This is a genomic window from Alteraurantiacibacter palmitatis (assembly GCF_037154115.1).
Classification (GTDB): domain Bacteria; phylum Pseudomonadota; class Alphaproteobacteria; order Sphingomonadales; family Sphingomonadaceae; genus Alteraurantiacibacter; species Alteraurantiacibacter palmitatis.
In genome coordinates, this window is record NZ_JBANRO010000009.1 from 55774 (window position 1) to 74217 (window position 18444).

General features: G+C 64.7%; 20 protein-coding genes and 1 tRNA gene. 7 read left to right on the forward strand and 14 right to left on the reverse strand.

Translation table 11 applies throughout. The annotated features are described in order from the left end of the window. Positions 1-23 precede the first annotated feature (23 nt). The 5 genes from dapF to WFP44_RS11810 all read left to right on the forward strand — a co-directional run bounded on the left by dapF (position 24) and on the right by WFP44_RS11810 (position 4293). Positions 24-836, forward strand: a complete 813-nt coding sequence (gene dapF / locus WFP44_RS11790; RefSeq protein ID WP_336926760.1) for a diaminopimelate epimerase — start codon at positions 24-26, stop codon at positions 834-836. Further along, positions 818-2023 (forward strand): MiaB/RimO family radical SAM methylthiotransferase, encoded by a 1206-nt coding sequence (locus WFP44_RS11795; protein WP_336926761.1) that lies wholly within the window; start codon positions 818-820, stop codon positions 2021-2023. Before dapF ends, WFP44_RS11795 begins: the two co-directional genes overlap by 19 nt. Next, entirely contained in the window at positions 2020-2943 is a 924-nt protein-coding gene (ftsY, locus tag WFP44_RS11800; RefSeq protein WP_336926762.1) for a signal recognition particle-docking protein FtsY, read from the forward strand. The genes WFP44_RS11795 and ftsY overlap by 4 nt, the downstream gene beginning before the upstream one ends. Further along, positions 2943-3590 (forward strand): septation protein IspZ, encoded by a 648-nt coding sequence (gene ispZ, locus WFP44_RS11805; RefSeq protein WP_336926763.1) that lies wholly within the window; start codon positions 2943-2945, stop codon positions 3588-3590. Before ftsY ends, ispZ begins: the two co-directional genes overlap by 1 nt. Positions 3591-3708: 118 nt before the next feature. Next, entirely contained in the window at positions 3709-4293 is a 585-nt protein-coding gene (locus WFP44_RS11810; protein ID WP_336926764.1) for a urate hydroxylase PuuD, read from the forward strand. Positions 4294-4358: 65 nt separating this feature from the next. Here the strand turns inward: WFP44_RS11810 and WFP44_RS11815 are convergent, their stop codons facing one another. The 10 genes from WFP44_RS11815 to WFP44_RS11860 form a co-directional block, all read right to left on the reverse strand. Further along, entirely contained in the window at positions 4359-6257 is a 1899-nt protein-coding gene (locus WFP44_RS11815; protein WP_336926765.1) for a potassium transporter Kup, read from the reverse strand. Between the two features lie 113 nt (positions 6258-6370). Beyond that, positions 6371-7045, reverse strand: coding sequence for a tetratricopeptide repeat protein (locus tag WFP44_RS11820; RefSeq protein ID WP_336926766.1), 675 nt, complete (start codon positions 7043-7045; stop codon positions 6371-6373). Beyond that, positions 7042-7482 (reverse strand): cytochrome c-type biogenesis protein, encoded by a 441-nt coding sequence (locus tag WFP44_RS11825; protein ID WP_336926767.1) that lies wholly within the window; start codon positions 7480-7482, stop codon positions 7042-7044. The genes WFP44_RS11820 and WFP44_RS11825 overlap by 4 nt, the downstream gene beginning before the upstream one ends. Next, complete coding sequence (locus tag WFP44_RS11830; RefSeq protein ID WP_336926768.1) at positions 7479-8015, reverse strand: redoxin family protein; 537 nt, start codon at positions 8013-8015, stop codon at positions 7479-7481. Before WFP44_RS11830 ends, WFP44_RS11825 begins: the two co-directional genes overlap by 4 nt. Next, positions 8012-9991 (reverse strand): heme lyase CcmF/NrfE family subunit, encoded by a 1980-nt coding sequence (locus WFP44_RS11835; protein ID WP_336926769.1) that lies wholly within the window; start codon positions 9989-9991, stop codon positions 8012-8014. Before WFP44_RS11835 ends, WFP44_RS11830 begins: the two co-directional genes overlap by 4 nt. After that, positions 9988-10449, reverse strand: a complete 462-nt coding sequence (gene ccmE, locus WFP44_RS11840; protein ID WP_336926770.1) for a cytochrome c maturation protein CcmE — start codon at positions 10447-10449, stop codon at positions 9988-9990. The genes WFP44_RS11835 and ccmE overlap by 4 nt, the downstream gene beginning before the upstream one ends. After that, on the reverse strand, positions 10446-10586 hold the full coding sequence (locus WFP44_RS11845) for a hypothetical protein (RefSeq protein WP_336926771.1): 141 nt from the start codon (positions 10584-10586) through the stop codon (positions 10446-10448). The genes ccmE and WFP44_RS11845 overlap by 4 nt, the downstream gene beginning before the upstream one ends. Before the next feature lie 2 nt (positions 10587-10588). Next, a complete protein-coding gene (gene ccmC / locus WFP44_RS11850; RefSeq protein WP_336926772.1) occupies positions 10589-11323 on the reverse strand; it encodes a heme ABC transporter permease CcmC in 735 nt (244 codons plus the stop codon). Between the two features lie 174 nt (positions 11324-11497). Beyond that, on the reverse strand, positions 11498-12562 hold the full coding sequence (locus WFP44_RS11855) for a Glu/Leu/Phe/Val family dehydrogenase (RefSeq protein WP_336926773.1): 1065 nt from the start codon (positions 12560-12562) through the stop codon (positions 11498-11500). A 52-nt stretch (positions 12563-12614) separates the two neighbouring features. Continuing rightward, a tRNA-His gene (locus WFP44_RS11860) sits at positions 12615-12691 on the reverse strand. Positions 12692-12883: 192 nt separating this feature from the next. Here WFP44_RS11860 and WFP44_RS11865 point away from each other — a divergent pair. Together WFP44_RS11865 and WFP44_RS11870 are read left to right on the forward strand one after the other, a co-directional pair. Further along, positions 12884-13534, forward strand: coding sequence for a prolyl hydroxylase family protein (locus tag WFP44_RS11865; protein ID WP_336926774.1), 651 nt, complete (start codon positions 12884-12886; stop codon positions 13532-13534). Between the two features lie 4 nt (positions 13535-13538). Further along, entirely contained in the window at positions 13539-13958 is a 420-nt protein-coding gene (locus WFP44_RS11870; protein ID WP_336926775.1) for a GFA family protein, read from the forward strand. A gap of 67 nt (positions 13959-14025) precedes the next feature. On the opposite strand, the gene rpmE is transcribed toward WFP44_RS11870, so the two are convergent. The 4 genes from rpmE to bamA form a co-directional block, all read right to left on the reverse strand. Beyond that, the gene (rpmE, locus tag WFP44_RS11875; RefSeq protein ID WP_336926776.1) at positions 14026-14253 is read right to left on the reverse strand and encodes a 50S ribosomal protein L31; all 228 of its coding nucleotides are present in this window, start codon (positions 14251-14253) and stop codon (positions 14026-14028) included. Between the two features lie 122 nt (positions 14254-14375). After that, entirely contained in the window at positions 14376-14837 is a 462-nt protein-coding gene (gene fabZ / locus WFP44_RS11880; protein ID WP_336926777.1) for a 3-hydroxyacyl-ACP dehydratase FabZ, read from the reverse strand. A gap of 38 nt (positions 14838-14875) precedes the next feature. Then, the gene (locus tag WFP44_RS11885; RefSeq protein ID WP_336926778.1) at positions 14876-15559 is read right to left on the reverse strand and encodes an OmpH family outer membrane protein; all 684 of its coding nucleotides are present in this window, start codon (positions 15557-15559) and stop codon (positions 14876-14878) included. After that, positions 15559-18213: an outer membrane protein assembly factor BamA gene (gene bamA / locus WFP44_RS11890; RefSeq protein ID WP_336926779.1), complete on the reverse strand. Its 2655-nt coding sequence runs from the start codon at positions 18211-18213 to the stop codon at positions 15559-15561. The genes WFP44_RS11885 and bamA overlap by 1 nt, the downstream gene beginning before the upstream one ends. Positions 18214-18444: the final 231 nt, after the last annotated feature.

An 18444-nucleotide genomic window follows, 5' to 3' on the forward strand; every position in this document is an offset into this window, starting at 1 on the left:
GCGGGAGCCTCTAACTGGCGCTGATGCGCGTCGATTTCACCAAGATGCACGGTCTGGGCAACGATTTCGTCGTGCTCGATGCCCGTTCAAAGCCGCTCCCCGGCCCGATCACGCCGCGCGTGGCAGCAGCGCTGGCGCACCGGCACACCGGCATCGGCTGCGACCAGTTGATCCTGCTGGAGCCGAGCGCCACAGCCGATTTCGCCATGCGCATCTTCAACGCCGACGGGGGCGAGGTGGAGGCCTGCGGCAACGCCACGCGCGCGGTGGGCCTGCTGGCCGGCGGCCCGGCCCGCATCGCCACGGTTGCGGGAATCCTCGAAACACAGGCCAGCCCCGGCGGCATCTCGGTCGATATGGGCGAGCCGCGTTTTGAGTGGGACGCCATTCCGCTTGCCTATGCGCTGGATACGCTGTCCCTGCCTGTCGGCTGGGAAACGCTCGAAACCCCCGCAGCGGTCAATGTGGGCAACCCCCATGCGGTGTTCTTCGTGCCCGATTGCGACGCAGTCGATCTGGAACGGCTCGGCCCGCTGATCGAGCATGATCCGCTGTTCCCTGCCCGCGTGAATGTGAATGTCGCGACCGTGATCGATGCGCGTCATATCCGCCTGCGCGTGTGGGAACGCGGCGTGGGCCTGACGCTGGCCTGCGGCACGGGCGCCTGCGCCACCGCGATTGCCGCCATGCGCCGCAAGCTGGTCGAGCGCGAGGTGGAGGTGCAGCTGCCCGGCGGCGCGCTGACCATTGGCTGGGGCGCGGACAACCGCATTGCCATGACCGGGCCGGCCACGGAAAGCTTTCGCGGCAGTTTCGAATGGGCGGATTTTGCGTGAGCGTTCAGGTGCTTGCCTCCCCCAAGGTGATTTCCCTCGGCTGCCGCCTCAACATTGCCGAGAGCGAGCGCATCCGCGGCCTGCTGGGCGAAAGCGGCGATGTGGTCGTCATCAACTCTTGCGCCGTCACGGCGGAAGCGGTGCGCCAGACGCGGCAGGCGATCCGCCGCGCCCGCCGCGAACGGCCTGCCGCACGCCTGCTGGTGACCGGCTGCGCCGCCGAAGTGGAACGCGCCGCACTTGCCGCCATGGCCGAGGTGGACGGGCTAATCCCCAATGCGGCCAAGCTGGACGCGCGCGCATGGAATGTGCCCGAAAAACCTGCTCCCCTGCCTTCGGCGCGCACCCGCGCCTTCATCGCGGTGCAGAACGGCTGCGACCATGCCTGCACCTTCTGCGTGATCCCGCAGGGGCGCGGGGCCAGCCGTTCGCTGCCCGTCGCCGCCGTGCTGGCCGAGGTGGAACGGCATCTGGATCAGGGCGCGGCCGAAGTGGTGCTGACCGGTGTGGATCTCACCAGTTGGGGGCACGATCTGCCCGGCGCCCCGCGTCTGGGCGTGCTGGTGCAGGCAGTGCTGGATGCCTTCCCGGCGCTCCGCAGGCTGCGCCTCTCCTCGGTCGATGGGGTGGAGATTGATCCGCTGCTGTTCGACCTGCTGGCCGGGGAGGAGCGGGTGATGCCGCATCTGCACCTCTCGCTTCAGCACGGGGCCGATCTGATCCTGAAGCGGATGAAGCGCCGCCATCTGCGCACCGATGCGGTGGATCTGGTGGCGCGGCTGAAAGCCCGGCGGCCCGGCTTGGCCATCGGCGCGGATCTGATTGCGGGCTTCCCCACCGAAACGCCGGCGCACCATGCGGACAACCGCGCGATCATTGCCGATCTTGCCATCGCGCATGGCCACATTTTTCCCTATTCGCCCCGCCCCGGCACGCCCGCGGCACGAATGCCGCAGCTGGACAAGGCCACGATCCGTGCACGCGCCGCCGAATTGCGGGCCGATGTGGCGCGCGAACACGCCGCATTTCTGCAATCGCTTGTGGGAAGGCCGCTTGCCGTGCTTACAGAGCGGGATGGCAGCGGCTATTCTCCCGAATTCGCGCGGGTGGCCCTGCCCGCCTCCACCCCTGCCGGAACGATCATGACCATCACCCCCACCCGCGTCACCCAAGGAAGCTTGCAATGAGCGGGCCGAGCTGGACCGAGCGGCTGTTCGGCGGTTTTCGCAAGACCTCGGAACGCCTGGCCGAAAACCTCACCGCCGTAGTCGGCACGGCCAGGCTGGACGATGCCACGCTGGACGAGGTCGAGGACGCGCTGATCATGTCCGACCTTGGGCCGCGCGCCGCGCGCCGCATCCGCGACAAGCTGGCCGAAAAGCGCTTTGGCCTGACGCTGACCGAACGCGAACTGAAGGAAGCCGTGGCCGAGGAGATCGCGGAGATTCTGCGCCCGGTGGCAAAGCCGCTGGAAATCACTGCCTTTCCCCGCCCGCAGGTCATTCTCGTCATTGGCGTCAACGGCAGCGGCAAGACCACGACCATCGCCAAGCTGGCGCATCTGTTTCAGGAGGATGACTACGGCGTGATGCTGGCCGCCGGCGACACCTTCCGCGCCGCCGCCATCGGCCAGCTGAAGGTCTGGGCCGACCGCATCGGCGTGCCTATCGTGACTGGCCCGGAAGGCGGCGATCCGGCCAGCATCGTGTTCGATGCGGTCAAGCTGGCGACCGATACCGGGATCGATGCGCTGGTGGTGGACACCGCCGGACGCCTGCAAAACAAGCGCGAATTGATGGACGAACTCGCCAAGATCCGCCGCGTGCTGGGCCGCCTGAACCCCGAGGCGCCGCATGATGTGGTGCTGGTGCTCGATGCCACCAACGGGCAGAACGCGCTGGCGCAGATCGATGTGTTCAGGGAAGTGGCGGGCGTAACCGGCCTTATCATGACCAAGCTGGATGGCACGGCGCGCGGCGGCGTGCTGGTGGCAGCGGCCGAGCAATATGGCCTGCCCATCCACGCGATCGGCGTGGGCGAGAAGATCGACGATTTGCGGCCCTTCGACCCCGATCTGGTGGCCCGCGTGATTGCAGGAGTGGCGTGATGGCCGAGACGGGCAAATCGAAACCGGCATCGGGCTGGATCAATGTGGCGGTCGATTACGGCCCGCTGCTGGTGTTCTTCCTGACCTACAAATATTTCTCGCCCGACGAGGCAGGCGATACGGCGGGGGAGATTCTCGCCGTGATCAACGGCACCGGCGCGTTTATCGTTGCCGCGCTGGTGGCGCTGGCGGTGTCGCGCATCCGGCTTGGCAAAGTGTCGCCCATGCTGTGGCTATCCACCGTGCTGATCGTGGGCTTTGGCGGGCTGACGATCTATTTCCATGACGAGCGTTTCATCCAGTGGAAGCCGACGATCATCTATGTCGGCTTTGCGGTGATGCTGATCGGCGGGTGGTTCAAGCGCCGCGCGCTGCTCAAATACCTGCTGGAGGCCGCGTTTGAAGGGCTTTCGGACGAAGGCTGGCTGAAGCTGTCGTTCAACTGGGGCGTGTTCTTCCTGGTGCTGGCGGTGATCAACACCGTGATGATCTACACGATCAGTTTCGAGGCGTGGCTGGCGGCCAAGCTGTGGCTGTTCATGCCGCTGTCCTTCCTGTTCACCTTCACCCAGATTCCCATGCTGCTTAAGCACGGGCTGAAACTGGGCGAGGAGGAGAAGGTGGCGCAGAACCCCCCGCACGAATAGGGTGCCTGATCAGACGCGCTTCCCAACCCCGGAAATGGCCCGGCCATCCGGCCCCCTTGCCCCCTGCACCGCCTTGGGCTTACACTCGGCCCCGTTCAAATGGACGAGGGGGCAAGCAATGACAAAATTTTTCGGAAATCTGCACGCCGTGCTGGCGGTTGGCCTGGTGGCGTCAATCGCGCTGATCGTGGCCTTCACCGGCTGGACAGGCGAAGGGGCCAAGGAAATCGCCAATGATGTGATGCGCTGGCTGCACACCTTCTTCGGCATATTGTGGATCGGCCTGCTGTATTACCTGAACTTCGTGCAGGTGCCCACCATGCCCGCCATCCCGGCGGAGATGAAAAAGGCGATCACCGGGCATATCGCGCCCAAAGTGTTCTTCTTCTTCCGCTGGGCCGCGCTGCTGACCGTGCTGACCGGCCTCGCCGTGGCGGGGCATAACGGCTATCTCGCCGCCGCGCTGTCGCTGTCGGGCACGGGCGGAGTGCTGCTGATCGGCATCGGGATGTGGCTGGCGCTGATCATGGCGTTCAATGTCTGGTTCATCATCTGGCCCGCGCAGAAGAAGATTCTGGGCATTGTCGAGGCGAGCGACGAGGAAAAGGCCAAGGCCGCACCGCGCGCGCTGATCGCCAGCCGCACCAACGCGCTGCTCTCGCTGCCGATGCTTTATGCAATGGTCAGCGCCAATCTGGGCTGACCGTTCGGGCCAAAAGGAAAGGGGCGCCCTGGCAATGGCCGGGGCGCCCTTTTGCATTGTGTTCGCTAAATCTCGACCTGGCTGCCCAGTTCCACCACGCGGTTGGTGGGCAGGCGGAAGAATTCCATCGGCGTTGCCGCGTTGCGCATCATCCAGGCGAACAGGCGTTCGCGCCAGATCGCCATGCCGGGCCGGGCGGCAGACAGCAGCGTCTGGCGCGACAGGAAGAAGCTGGTCTGCATCATGTCGAACTTGCCGCCGCAGATTTCCACCTTCTTCAACGCGGCGGGCACATCGGTTTCCTGCATGAAGCCGTAATGCAGGATCACGCGGTAGAAGCCTTCGCCCAGATCGTGCGTTTCGATCCGGTTCGCTTCATCGACATAGGGCACATCGGCAATCTGCACGGTCAGCACCACAACGCGTTCGTGCAGCACCTTGTTGTGCTTGATATTGTGGAGCAGCGCCGAAGGCGTGCCGGAGGAGCCGGAATTCATGAAGATCGCAGTGCCGGGCACGCGCTTGGATGAATTGTGCGCGCTTTTGGCAAAGATATCGAGCGGCAGGCCGATCTCGGTCATCCGCTCGCGCATCAGCTTGCGCCCCTTTGACCAGGTGGTGAGCAGGGTGAATGCCACCGCGCCAACCAGCAGCGGGAACCAGCCGCCATCGGCCACCTTGGTGAGGTTGGCGGCGAAATAGGCGCCATCGACAATCAGGAACAGCGCCACCACCGGCAGCGCGATCCACGTCTTCCACTTCCACACGCTGATGAACAATACGCCCATCAGCAGCGTGTCGAGCGTGACCGCGCCGGTCACCGCGATGCCATAGGCCGCAGCAAGGTTGGACGAGTTCTGAAAAGTCAGCACCAGCACGATGACCGAGATCATCAGCGCCCAGTTGATGAAGGGGATATAGATCTGGCCCGAATGTTCGCCGCTGGTATGCCGGATCGACAGGCGCGGGATGAAGCCCAGCTGGATCGCCTGATGGGTGATCGAAAACGCGCCCGAAATCACCGCCTGGCTGGCGATGAAGGTGGCCGCCGTGGCGAGGAACACCAGCGCCAGACGCAGGCTTTCCGGCGCCAGGAAGAAGAACGGGTTGTGAATCGCCACTTCGGCATCGGCATCGGGCAGGCCCATGATCATCGCGCCCTGACCGAAATAGTTGAGCAGCAGGCACGGCATGACAAAGCCGAACCACGAAAACCGCATCGGCCCGCGCCCGAAATGGCCCATGTCGGAATACAGCGCTTCCGAGCCCGTCACCGCCAGCACCACGCTGCCCAGCGCAAGAAAGGCAAACCACTTGTCGGTGATGAAGAAATTCACCGCATACCACGGATTGAGCGCGTAGAAGATTTGCGGCGTGTGGAAAATCTGGATCGAACCCAGCACCGCCAGCGTGCAGAAATAGACCAGCATCACCGGCGCGAACAGATTGCCCACCTTGGTCGTGCCGCGTTTCTGGATCACGAACAGGCCCACCAGCAATCCCAAAGCAATGGGGATGACCAGCGGACGCAGCCCCTCATTCACCACGGTCAGCCCTTCCACCGCCGACAGAACCGAAATGGCGGGCGTGATCATGCTGTCGCCATAGAACAGCGCGGTAGCAAACACGCCAAGCAGCACGATCAGCCAGCCATGGCGCGATTTGCCGACATGGCGCGAAAGCAGCGCCACCAGCGCCAGGCTGCCGCCCTGCCCCTTGTTATCCGCCTGCATCAGGATCGAGACATACTGGATCGAGACGACCAGCGTCATCGACCAGAAGATCAGGCTGACAACGCCCAGGATGTGCAGATCGTCGATCGGCAGGTGATGCGCGCCGCGAAACGTCTCGCGGAAAGCATAGAGCGGGCTGGTGCCGATATCGCCAAACACGATGCCAATGGCACCAAATGCCAGTTTTGCCTTGGCGGAAAGCGGCTTGTGGCCGGTTGCTGGTGCACTCATCGGGATTTACGCCCCTTGTCCCGCCTTTGGCCCGCCAGCGGCGCTATAGCCGGGCGGAAAGCGCGGCCTCTAGCAGTGTGCCGGAGGCGCGGCAAGCCGCCGACTCGGCGTGCCTATTCGCCCTGATCCGCAGCCGCTTCACGGGCAGGCGGCAGCGCCCCCGCCTGGGCCAGCATCGATTCCAGCCGCGCCACGCGTTCCGCCATGAAGGCTTGCGCAGGTGGCCCCCCCTCACCCATCCGTTCCAGCGCGCCGCGCCAGATCTGATAGGCCTCCAGCATCCGCCCCTGCCTGATCAGCGACAGGCCGAGGAAATAGGACGGCGCCGGATTGTCGGGCGCAATCGCGCTGGCCTGGCGGTAGGCATAGAGCGAGGGCTGCGTCAGCGCGCCGTCGGCCTGTTCCACCAGCGCATTGCCCAGCGCCAGCCACGCTTCGAAATCCTGCGGATTTTCACGGATCGCAATGTCGGCAAATCCCACCGCATTGGTGAATTGGCCCCGCTGCGCAAAGGCATCGGAGGTGACCATGGCATTGCTGCGCGATTTCAGACTTTCCCCCACCAAGAGCACGCGCGCATCGCGCATCTGCCATTCGTCGGTGTAGCTGGCCGCCATGTTCGCGCGGGGCGCACCGGGCAATTGCGGGCTGGCCTGCAAGGTGTAACCGGCAAGGCCGAACACCAGTGCCGCCGCGAGGCTTGTCCATGTGACGCGCGGCAGGCGGAACGCGAGAACCGCCACGGCAAAAGCGGCCAGCGCCAGCGCTGCCACCATGATCCAGATCATTGCGGCTTGCTCCCCGTCTCACCTTCGCCCTTCGCCCGGCCCAACCGCCCGCGCAGCACGAAAGCGACCAGCGCCAGCATCAGCAAGGGCAGCGCGAAAAGCGGCCAGGTGTTCGCCCCCAGCTTCGGCTCGTAGCTGACATAGTCGCCATAGCGCTCGACCATCCACGCGCGGATCTGTTCGGGGCTTTCGCCCGCCGCAATGCGCGTGCGCACCTGGTGGCGCATATCGCCGGCCATTGGCGCATCGCTGTCGGCGATGGACTGGCTCTGGCATTTGAGACAGCGCAGCGTGTGCATCAGCGCGGTCGCTTGCGCTTCCTGCTCCGGGTCGTCGAGCTGTTGATAGGCATAGGGCGCGGGCGGCAGGCTGTCCTGCGCCAGCGTGGGCGATGCCACCAGCATGGCAAGTGCCAGGATGAGCGCTGCGCCCCTCATGCCCCGGCCTCGCGCAGTTTGGCGAGGATATTCGGCACGTGTTCGGCCCGAATATCACCGATATGCTGGTGCACGATCACGCCCTTGCCATCGACCACAAAGGTTTCGGGCACGCCGGAGGAGCCGAGCGACAATTGCACTTCGCTGATGTCGTCCGCCCCAATGCGGGTGAACGGATTGCCATAGACCGCCAGAAACGCGGCCACATCCTCCGGCCGGTCGCGGATCGCGATGCCGACGATCTCTGCGCCCTGTTCGCGCAGGGTTTCCAGATGCGGCGCCTCGGCGCGGCAGGGCAGGCACCAGCTGGCGAAGATGTTGACAAGGCGCGGCTTCCCATCGGCCAGATCGGCGCTGGAAAGGCCCGGCTGCCCCTCCACGGCAGGACGCAGTTGAAACGGCGGAATGGGCTTGCCCACCATGGCGCTGGCTACAAACTCATCCTTGGGCTGGCGCAATTGATAGGCGAACAGACCAAAAGCCAGCGCGGCGACGCCTACCAGCACCCAGAGGAATATGCGCAGCCGCTTCATTCCGCCGGCTCCGGCGGCGGCGGCGTGCCGCGTTCGGCCTGATCGGCGCGGCGCACCGCGATCTTGCGCATCGCCACGCGGCGGCGGATATCGACCGACAGCCGCCCCAGCAGCGCCAGCGCGCCGCCCAGCGCGATCAGCAGGCCCCCATACCAGATCCAGGTGACAAACGGCTTCCACCACAGGCGCACCTGCCAGCGGCCATCCTCTGCCTGATTGCCCAGCGCGGCGTAAAGCTGCCCGTTCCAGCGCGTGACGAGCGCCACCTCGCTCGTTTCGGTGGGCGGCGACCAGAATACGCGCGCCTGCGGATGCGTCATGGTGACGCGGCCCTGCCCCTGCTGGACCGTCAGCGAAGCCTCGATCGCCTGCCAGTTGGGGCCGGATACGGGCAGCACGCTTTCCAGCCGCGCCGTCCACGGGCCGACCTCGATCACATCGCCCACATTGGCGGCCACCAGCCGCTCCTGCTGAAACGCGGTGTCGGCGGCCATGCCGAACAGTGCCACCGCCACACCCAGATGCGCCACCACCATGCCCCACATCGCAATCGGCACGCGCGCCAGCCGGCGCCCTTTCAGCGGCAGCACGCTCGCCACCGCGACCACCGCCGCGAGTGCAAGGCCGAGCAGCGGGAGAATGCCGATATCGGTGGCCAGCCACACGCCCGCCAGCACACCCACGCCGAGGCCCGACAGGATCAGCACCGGCACACGAATGCGCGCGAAGCTGTCGCGCCGCCAGTTGAGCAGCGGCCCCACCGCCAGCACCAGCAGCATGGGCAGGAAGAAGATCGCGGATACCGGGTTGAAATAGGGCGGACCGACAGAAACGCGCACATCGAACGCCTCGGTCAGCAGCGGATAAAGCGTGCCCAGCAGGACGATGCCCAGAATGGCGGAGAGCGCGACATTGTTCACCACCAGCGCACCCTCACGGCTGGTCAGGGCAAAGCGTTCCCCCTCCGCCACCGTGCCCGCCCGCAGCGCGAACAGCACCAGCGCCCCACCGATGTATAGGGTGAGCAGCGCGAGGATGAACGTGCCCCGCTCCGGATCGACGGCAAAGGCGTGCACGCTGGTGAGAATGCCCGATCGCACCAGAAAGGTGCCCAGCATACTCATCGAAAAAGCCACCACGCCCAGCAGCACCGTCCAGGCGCGCAGCGCATCGCGCGCGGCCAGCACGCTGGCCGAATGGAGCAGCGCGGTGGCCGCCAGCCACGGCATCAGCGCGGCATTTTCCACCGGGTCCCAGAACCACCAGCCGCCCCAGCCCAGCTCGTAATAGGCCCAATAGGAGCCTGCGGTGATACCAATGGTGAGCAGCACCCACGCGCCCAGAATCCACGGCCGCATCACGCGCGCGAATTCAGGCGTCACCTGCCGCGTCATCAGCGCGCCGACGACAAAGCTGAACGCGACCGACAGGCCGACATAGCCGAAATAGAGCGTAGGCGGGTGAAAGGCGAGGCCGATATCCTGCAACAGCGGGTTGAGACCGCTGCCCTGCGCGGGCACGGGGCTGAGGCGTTCAAACGGGTTGGAGGACAACAGCAGGAAGGCGTAAAAGCCCAGCGCGACGAAGGCTTGCGCGCCCAAAGTTGCCAGCATGGTGCGTTCGGGCAGCCGGCGCTCCACCGCCGCGATCAGCCCGCCCGCCAGCGCCATCACGGTCACCCACAGCAGCATCGAGCCTTCGTGATTGCCGAAAGCGCCCGACAGCTTGAAAATCATCGGCTTGTCGGAATGCGAATTGGTGGCCACCAGCTTCACCGAAAGGTCAGTGACGGCAAACAGATAGAGCAGGACGAGGAAGGACAGGCCGCACAGCAGCGCCTGCACCAATGCTGCCGGGCGCGCCAGCACGCCCACCGCTTCGTGCCCCGGACGCAGCGCCATAAACCCGGCCAGCAATTGCAGCCCCGCAAGCGCGGCGGCCAGCCACAGGGCGGCAAGGCCGAGTTCCGCCATCATTGCAGCGTCGCCTCGATCTGCGCGCGGACGTCGTCGGTGGTCATGCCTTCCAGTTCGCGCGGCATATAATTCTCGTCATGCTTGGCGAGCAGATTGTCGGCCACGAAGGTGCCGTCCGCGCCCATGCGCCCTTCGGCCACCACGCCCGACCCTTCGACAAACAGCGCGGGCGCAATTCCGGCAAAGGTGACCGGCACGCGGGCTGTGCCATCGCCCACCACGAAAGTGATCGTGACGCCATCGGGCGCGGTCTTGATCGAACCGCTTTCCACCATGCCGCCCAGGCGCACGCCGCGATCAGGATCGGGCGCCTCGGCCACGATTTCGCTGGGCAGATAGAAATAGCTTGCCTGACTGCGCAGCGCCCATGCCGCCAGCAGGCCCGCACCCACCAGCGCGACCAGCGCGATGACCAGCAGCACCAGCCGCTGATGTTTGGGCTTCACCGAAAGGCTCATTTCCCGCGCGTCTCCTCTCGCCGCGCTTCCGCGCGGCGCATCGCGATCCAGCTCCACACCACCATGATCAGCGTGGCCGCAATGCCCACCGCAAAGGCGGCATCGACAAAAGCCATCATGTCGGGTGCTTCGCGCATGGTCACTCCAGCCCTTCTGCCACTTGCATCGCCTTGCGCCGCAGCCGCGCCTCGGCCTGCATATCGGCCAATATGGTGCGCATCCGTGCCAGCACCACCCCGCCAAACAGCAGCGAGAATCCGGCCACCGCCACCAACAGCGGCCACAGATACACAGGATCAATCGCGGAATTGCCCATGGTGATGCTGGGCGGCTGGTGCAGCGAATTCCACCACACCACGCTGCGGTTGATGATGGGGATATTGATCGCGCCCACCAGCCCGAAAATAGCGGCAATGCGGCTGCTGGCCCCTTCGCGCGCCAGCGCGCCCGACAGCGCGATATAGCCGAAATAGAGGAACAGCAGCACCAGCATCGATGTCAGCCGCCCGTCCCACACCCACCATGTGCCCCAGGTGGGCCGCCCCCAGATCGATCCGGTGGCAAGGCAGACAAAGGTGAACACCGCGCCCGGCACGGCGGCCGCGCGCGCCGCAATCGCAGCCAGCGGATGCCGCCACACCAGTTCCACAAGGCTGGCAATCGCAATGGTGGTCCACCCGCCCATGCCCAGCCACGCGGTGGCGACATGGAGCGGCAGGATCTTTACCGAATCGCCCATCAGCCGGTCGGGCGGCATATTGAAATAGGAATGGATCAGCGAACCGGCGACAAGCACCAGCCCCCCCGCCAGCAAGAGCGGGGTGAGCCAGCGGGCAAGCCTCAAGAAACGGGCGGGATTGGCAAAGCCATGCATGGTTACAAAGGGTGGCCTGGTGCCGAAAGTCTGCTCGCGAAATTGCGTTTGTCCCTTTGGCAGGTGCGTGGCCCAACCTCAAGCATAACCGGAGCAACGCAGCGGCCTAGGCCGCGTGTTTTCGCGGTTCTGGGCCAATCGGGGGCGCTGTGTCGCTCTAGGTTGCTTTCTGTTTCAGGCGCGCCCGATCAGGATTTGCGCCATCCGGTCGGCCACCAGATCAGCGCCAAGGCCGGTCGCCTCGCTTTCCTGCCAGATGGCGCGCAGGCGATCGGGAATGGCGGCGATCATCCGCTCCACTTCGGCCAGATCGCCCGCCTCGCCCTTTTGCCGCGCCAGATATTCGACGCTGACATTGATGATGCCGCCGGCATTGATGACGTAATCGGGCGCATAGAGGATGCCCCGCCGCGCCAGCGCCGCACCATCCTCCGGCCGCGCCAGCTGGTTGTTCGCCCCGCCCGCGACAATCGCGCAATCGAGCTGCTCCACCCCGCGCGCATCGAGCACCGCGCCCAGCGCATTGGGGCTGAACACATCGCAAGGCACCGCCATGATCTGCCCCGCATCCACCACTTGCGCGCCAAGTTCAGCCGCCAGCCGGTTGGCGCGCAAGGGGTCGATATCCGCCAGCGTCAGCCGCGCGCCCTCTGCTGCCAGCAACCGCGCAAGGCCACCGCCCACGCTGCCGCAGCCCTGAATCGCCACATGAACTCCCGCCATGCTGTCACGCCCCAGCCGGTGCTCCACCGCCGCCTTCAGCCCCAGGAAAATGCCGCGCGCGGTAAACGGGCCGGGATCGCCGCCCGCAACGCCTGGCCCGACAGGCAGGCCGCTGACATGGCCGGTGCGCTGGGCGATGGCGACCATATCCGCCTCGCTCGCCCCCACATCCTCGGCCGTGACATAGCGGCCACCCAGCGCCTCGATCGCGTCTCCCAGCGCCGCCAGCATGGAAGGGGTGCGGCTGCGTTCGGCATCGAGCAGCACCACGCCCTTGCCCCCACCCATGGGCAGGCCCGCCATCGCGTTCTTGTAACTCATGCCGCGCGACAGGCGCAGCGCATCGGTCATCGCGTCGGCGGGATCGGCGTAATGCCAGAAGCGCACCCCGCCTGCGCCGGGGCCAAGATGGGTGGAATGCACGGCGAAGATTGCGGTGAGGCCCGATGCACGGTCGTGCACCAGCTCCACGCGCTCATGCTCATCCCAATCGGCGCTGGCCCAGAAAGCTGTCATGTCAGGAGTATCTGCCCGTTTGCGCCTGTCATGCGCGGTAAATCAGGGGAAATGGGGCGATCGACGGGATCCGAACCCGCGACCTCCGGTACCACAAACCGGCGCTCTAACCAACTGAGCTACGATCGCCATATCCCAGCACGCATACCAGGATGCGCGGCTGATAGGCCGCTTTGGCACAAGGTCAAGCCCCTGCCGTGCGGGCGGCTGCCTCTTGCACAAGCCTGCCCTCTTGCAAAGCGAAAAATGCGCGCAAACACGCCCGCATTGCCGGATTCTTTCCCGCTTGCCAGCACAGCGGCGCGGCGTATCAATCGGGCCATGCAATCCGTGCTGCCGAATCCGGGCGAGACATCCGCCGCCCAGTTGCTCTCCCGGCCGGGCGTGCGGCGCGTGCCGACCGACCGGCTGGAGCTGTTCGATTGCCCCGGCTTCCTCCCGCCTGCCCTGTGCGCCGATCTGGTTGCGCTGATCGAACGGGAACGCCGCCCCTCCACGCTGGCTGACAGCAACGGGGATTACGCCTTCCGCACCAGCGAAACCTGCGATCTTTCGGCAGAGGAGCCGGCGGTGAAGGAGTTGGAGGCATTGCTGTTTGCCCTGAACGGAATCGATCCCGCGCATGGCGAGCCCGTGCAGGGGCAGCGCTATGCCGTGGGGCAGGAATTCAAGGCGCATACCGACTATTTCGAGCCGGATTTTCCCGATTACGCGCGCTTCTGCTCGGTCGCGGGCAACCGCACCTGGACCTTCATGATCTATCTCAACCAGGTGGAGGCGGGCGGCGCCACCCGCTTCAAGGTGATCGGCAAGACCTTCCAGCCCGAAACGGGCAAGCTGGTCTGCTGGAACAACAAGCGCGCCGACGGGCGGCTCAACCCCAACACGCTGCACCACGGGATGAAGGTGCGCAGCGGCGTGAAATATGTCATCACCAAATGGTACCGCGAGCGCCCCTGGGGCTGGGAGTAGGCAGATGACGACACGCCACGGCGGATGCCATTGCGGCGCGGTGCGCTACCACGCCCACGTGCCCGAACCCTTGCGCGCGGGGCGCTGCAATTGTTCGATCTGCGCGATGAAGGGCGTGGCGATGGTGCATATCGCGCAGGCTGATCTGACCATTGAGCAAGGCGCAGATGCCCTTGCCTGTTACCAGTTCAACACGCGCGTGGCCGAACACTGGTTCTGCACGAATTGCGGCATCCACATTTATCACCGCCCGCGATCAAACCCCACGATTTACACCTTGAACGCGGCCACGCTGGATGGGGTGCGCGTGTACGAGGATTTTCCCGAAATCCGCGTCAATGACGGGGTGCACCACATGAAGGACCACGGCGGCAAAGCGCGCCTTGCCGGAACGCTGCGGTTCGAGCCGGCGGCCGACGACTGAAACGCCATGGAAAAGGGCGACCCCAGCGGAGCCGCCCTTTCGCTTCCGTGCCGAAGCAGTGCGAAGCTTACTTCTTCTTGAGGCTGAGCCCGCCGAAACGCTTGTTGAACTGCGCCACGCGGCCGCCCTGATCGACCTGACGCTGACCGCCTGTCCACGCCGGGTGGCTGGTGGGATCAATATCCAGCGTCATCACATCGCCTTCCTTGCCCCAGGTGGAGCGAGTCTGGAATTCGGTGCCGTCGGTCATCTTGACGGTGATGAAGTGGTAATCGGGGTGCGTATCGGCCTTCATGGCATATATCCTTTGCGCGCTGCCGGTTCCGACCGGCTTGCATTGGGGTAAATCGGTAAGCGGCGGCCCATAACGGCCACCCCCTTCAAGATCAAGAGCAAACGCCAGAGCGTGCGCGCCGTTCAGCTCTGCGGCGCGTCCGCGATCATGGCGGTGAACTGCACCTCGCAGGTGAGCTTGCCCTCTACGCTTGCCTTGCCCCAGAACTTGCACACGCGGCTGCGCTGCTGAAGGAAGCCGGCCTTCAGCTCCAGCAGCACGCCCGGTTCAACAGGAGCGCGGAACTTGGCCTCCTCGATCGCCATGAAATAGACGAGCTTGCCCGATCCGGCGAGGTCGAGCGTTTCCACCGCCAGGATCCCCGCCGCCTGCGCCAGCGCCTCGATCTGCAAGACACCGGGCATGATCGGGCGGCCGGGGAAATGGCCCTGAAAAAAGCCCTCGTTGAACGTCACCGCCTTGATCGCGGTAATCTCCTCGCCCTTCTTCAGTTCCGCCACCCTGTCGACCAGCAGCATCGGATAGCGATGCGGCAAGGCCTTCAGGATGCGCGGAATGTCGAAAGGTGCGTCAGCTTCGCTCATCACCATATGGCCCGATCAACCAGCGATCCTGCGAAGGATCAGCGGCCTTCAACAGCCGGCTGGGCAGCGCCATTGGCGGCAGCCGCCTGCTGCTGCGCGCGGGCCATGGCAAAGACCTGCTGCACCTGCTGATACAGGTTCACCACCGCTTCGTTCGGCTGGAAACCGGCGGGCGGCGTGATGGTGACCGAAGGCACGCGGGCGTTCAGCGCGGTGGCGACAAGCGAGGTCACATCCATGCCATCGGCGGCGTAGACGATGGCTTCGGGCGACAGCATGACCTGAATGCCGCGATCCGCGATCACCTGCTGCACGGCGGCGGCATATTGCTGGGCCACCTGGCTGACCACATACAGGCGGGCAAGCTGGATCGGCGCCTGCGCGGTGCTGATCTGCTGATCGATCGTGTTGATCTGCACCACGGTGGGGTTGGTTTCGGTGAGCGCGGCCTGTTCGGCCTCGTCAATCTGGCCATTCCGGTTGGTGTCCAGCGTCTGGAGCAATTGCATCCGCTGCTGGCTCAGCTGGTCGATCTGCTGGATCTGCGCGGCATAGGTGGTGCCGACCTGCTGGAAGCCGGTCTGCAGCGCGGTGGAGCTGGCAACGGCCACGGCAGGCTCGGTCACGGCCATGCCGTTGACCTGGGCAGCGGCCGGGCTGGCAAGAGCGGCAGCGGGAAGAACGGCAGCGACCAGCGCCGCCTTGAAGGACATCTTGGACATCAGAATGCAGTTCCTACGTTGAAGGACAGGGTCTTGGTTTCATCGCCTTCCTGCTTGAGGAGGGCGTAGGCAAGGTCGATGCGGAACGGGCCGAAGGGCGAATTCCAGTTGATGCCGGCGCCCACCGAAAGGCGCGGGCGGGGGCTGTTGCCGTAGAATTCTTCCACGAAGGGCGGCAGCTGCAACCCGATGGGCGAATTGTTGGCGCTGGTCAGGCAGGCCGGCGGATTGGGGTTGATCGGATTGGTGACCTGCGAAACGGCGGTGGGCACGCAACTGCCTGCCGTGTTGACAGTCGCAGCGTCGATCTGCGTGTACAGCGGCAAGCCGGAAGAATTGCGCTGCGGCACAAACAGGCCGTCGGGCGGCGGGCTGATGGTAAGCTGCGGGCTGCGAATGCCGAAGACCGAGCCGATATCGGCAAACAGCGAGGGGCGAATACCCATTTCGCGCGCGCCGGTGCCCAGCGGGATCTCCAGTTCGGCCCGGCCGAAATAGTAATAGCGGCCGCCCAGCGAATCGTCCTGGTTGTTGCGATCACCCAGCGGACGCAGCACGCGGTTACCGTCGTCATCGAAGATGTAGAAGCGGCGCACGACGCGCGGGCCGATACCGCGAATGTCGAAACCGCGGATATCCGGTTCGCCCAGGAAAAAGCGGTCGGTCAGGCGCACCTGATCGCCCAGCCCGGTAATCGCACCGGCCTCTCCCCGCAGCGAGAAGATGAAATTGCTGCCCAGGTCGAAGAACTGCGCCGCGTTCAGGCGGCCACGGATGTAACGGGTATCCCCGCCAAGCCCTGCGAAATCGACCGTAAAGCTGAGCAGATTGCCATTGGTGGGGCGCTGACGCGAATTGAGCGTATCGCGCACCAGCGAGATGCCGAGGATCGAATTGACCCGGTTGCCGATGGCGTCGCACAGATAGCGCCCGGCCAGCAAGGGCTCGCACTGGCGCGTGCCGTCGCCGTCGAAATCCGCAAAGAACTGGTTTTCGTCGATCGTGACATTTTCGAAGTTGAGCGTGTAGCGACCGATCAGCGAGGTGTATTCGGTAAGCGGAATACCTGCCCGCAGCGCGATGCCCGTGGTGCTTTGCTCATAGGTTGCATTGCGGCGGTTGAAATAGCCGTTGTTATAGTCCTGCCGGTAAAGGTCGATCCCGGCCGAGATATTGCGGTCGAACAGGTAAGGTTCGGCAAAGCTGATCGAGCCCGAACGCGAATAGCGCGAATAGTTGAGCGACAGGCCCACCGATTGTCCGCGCCCGCGGAAATTGTTCTGCCGGATCGATCCCTGGAAGATGAAGCTTTCCAGGCTGGAAAAGCCTGCCGACAGCGTCAGTTCCCCGGTGGGGGTTTCCTGCAGATTGGCCTGCAGCACCACACGGTCGGGGGTGCTGCCTTCGACCTGCTCGACTTCGAAATTTTGCTGGAAATAGCCCAGCGAATTGATGCGCGCGGTCGATCGGGAGACCTGGAGCGAGCTGAACGCATCGCCTTCCACCAGGCGGAATTCGCGGCGGATCACCTTGTCCTGGGTGATGGTGTTGCCGTTGATGTCGATCGATTCGATGTAGACGCGCGGCGCATCGGTCAGCGTGAAACGCACATCCATGGTGCGGTTTTCGCGGTTGGGGGTGAAGGTCGGCCGCACCTGCGCAAAGGCATAACCGAACGCGCCCGCGGTTTCGGTCAGCAGTTCGATCGTGTTGTCGACCAGTTCGGCGTTATACCAATCGCCTTCCCGGATCCGCAGCGACTGGGTCAGGCGGTCGCTGTCGAAATCGCGCAGCTGGCTGACCACGTCCACTGTGCCGAAACGGTAGCGTTCGCCTTCCTCCAGCACATAGGTGATGATGAAATCGCGCTTGTCGGGCGTGAGTTCCGCCACGGCCGAAACAACGCGGAAATCGGCATAGCCCTGCGTCAGGTAGAACTGGCGCAGCTTCTGCTGGTCATATTGCAGGCGGTCGGGATCGTAGCTGGTGTTGGAACTGAAGATCTTCAGCAGCCCCGATTCCTTGGTGACCATTTCGCTTTTCAGATCGCCATCGGAAAAGGCCGAATTGCCGATGATGTTGATCTGGCGCACCTTGGACTTGGGGCCTTCGTTGATTTCGAAGATCACGTCCACGCGGTTCTGGTCGAGCATGACCATCTGCGGTTCGACCACCGCGGCATAGCGGCCCTGCCGCTTGTACAGCTCGATAATGCGGGCCACATCGGCGCGCACGCGGCTGCGGGTGAAGATCTGGCGCGGGGAAAGCTGGATTTCCTCGCGCAGCTTGTCGTCCTTGATGCGGCGGTTGCCTTCGAGCAGCACGCGATTGATGATCGGGTTTTCGACCACCGTGATCACCACATTGCCGGCATTGTTGGTGACCGAGAAGTCCGAGAACAGTTCGGTTGCCGCAAGGTCGATCAGCGCCTGGTCCGCGCGGGCGGCGGTATAGACCTGGCCGGGGCGCAGCTGAATGTAGGAAAGGATCGTTTCCGGCTCCAGCCGCTGCGCACCCGACACCGCGATGGTGCGGATCACGTCGCCCTGTTCGGCGGGTGCGGCCGCGGGCGCGGCAGGCGCCGCTTCGGCCGGCGGGGCGGCATCCTGCGCCATGGCCACAGCGGGCAGACCAGCCAGGATGGTGCACCCCATCAGGGCCGCGGCAAAGTGCGAGGCTGTCGTGCTGTGTGCGCTTGAAATCTTCATGCGTTCATTCCCTGCGGCCTTTGCGCCTTTACCCGTGAGTGTGACTGTGCGGTTCCATCCCGAAACCATCCGCCCGTGCCGGAACATTCCGGCCGAAAAGCTGCAACCACATGGGTGAGAGGCGCCCCTTGCCCGATACGGCCCGCTTCATCAAGCGATCAGGCAGGGTTTCGTGTC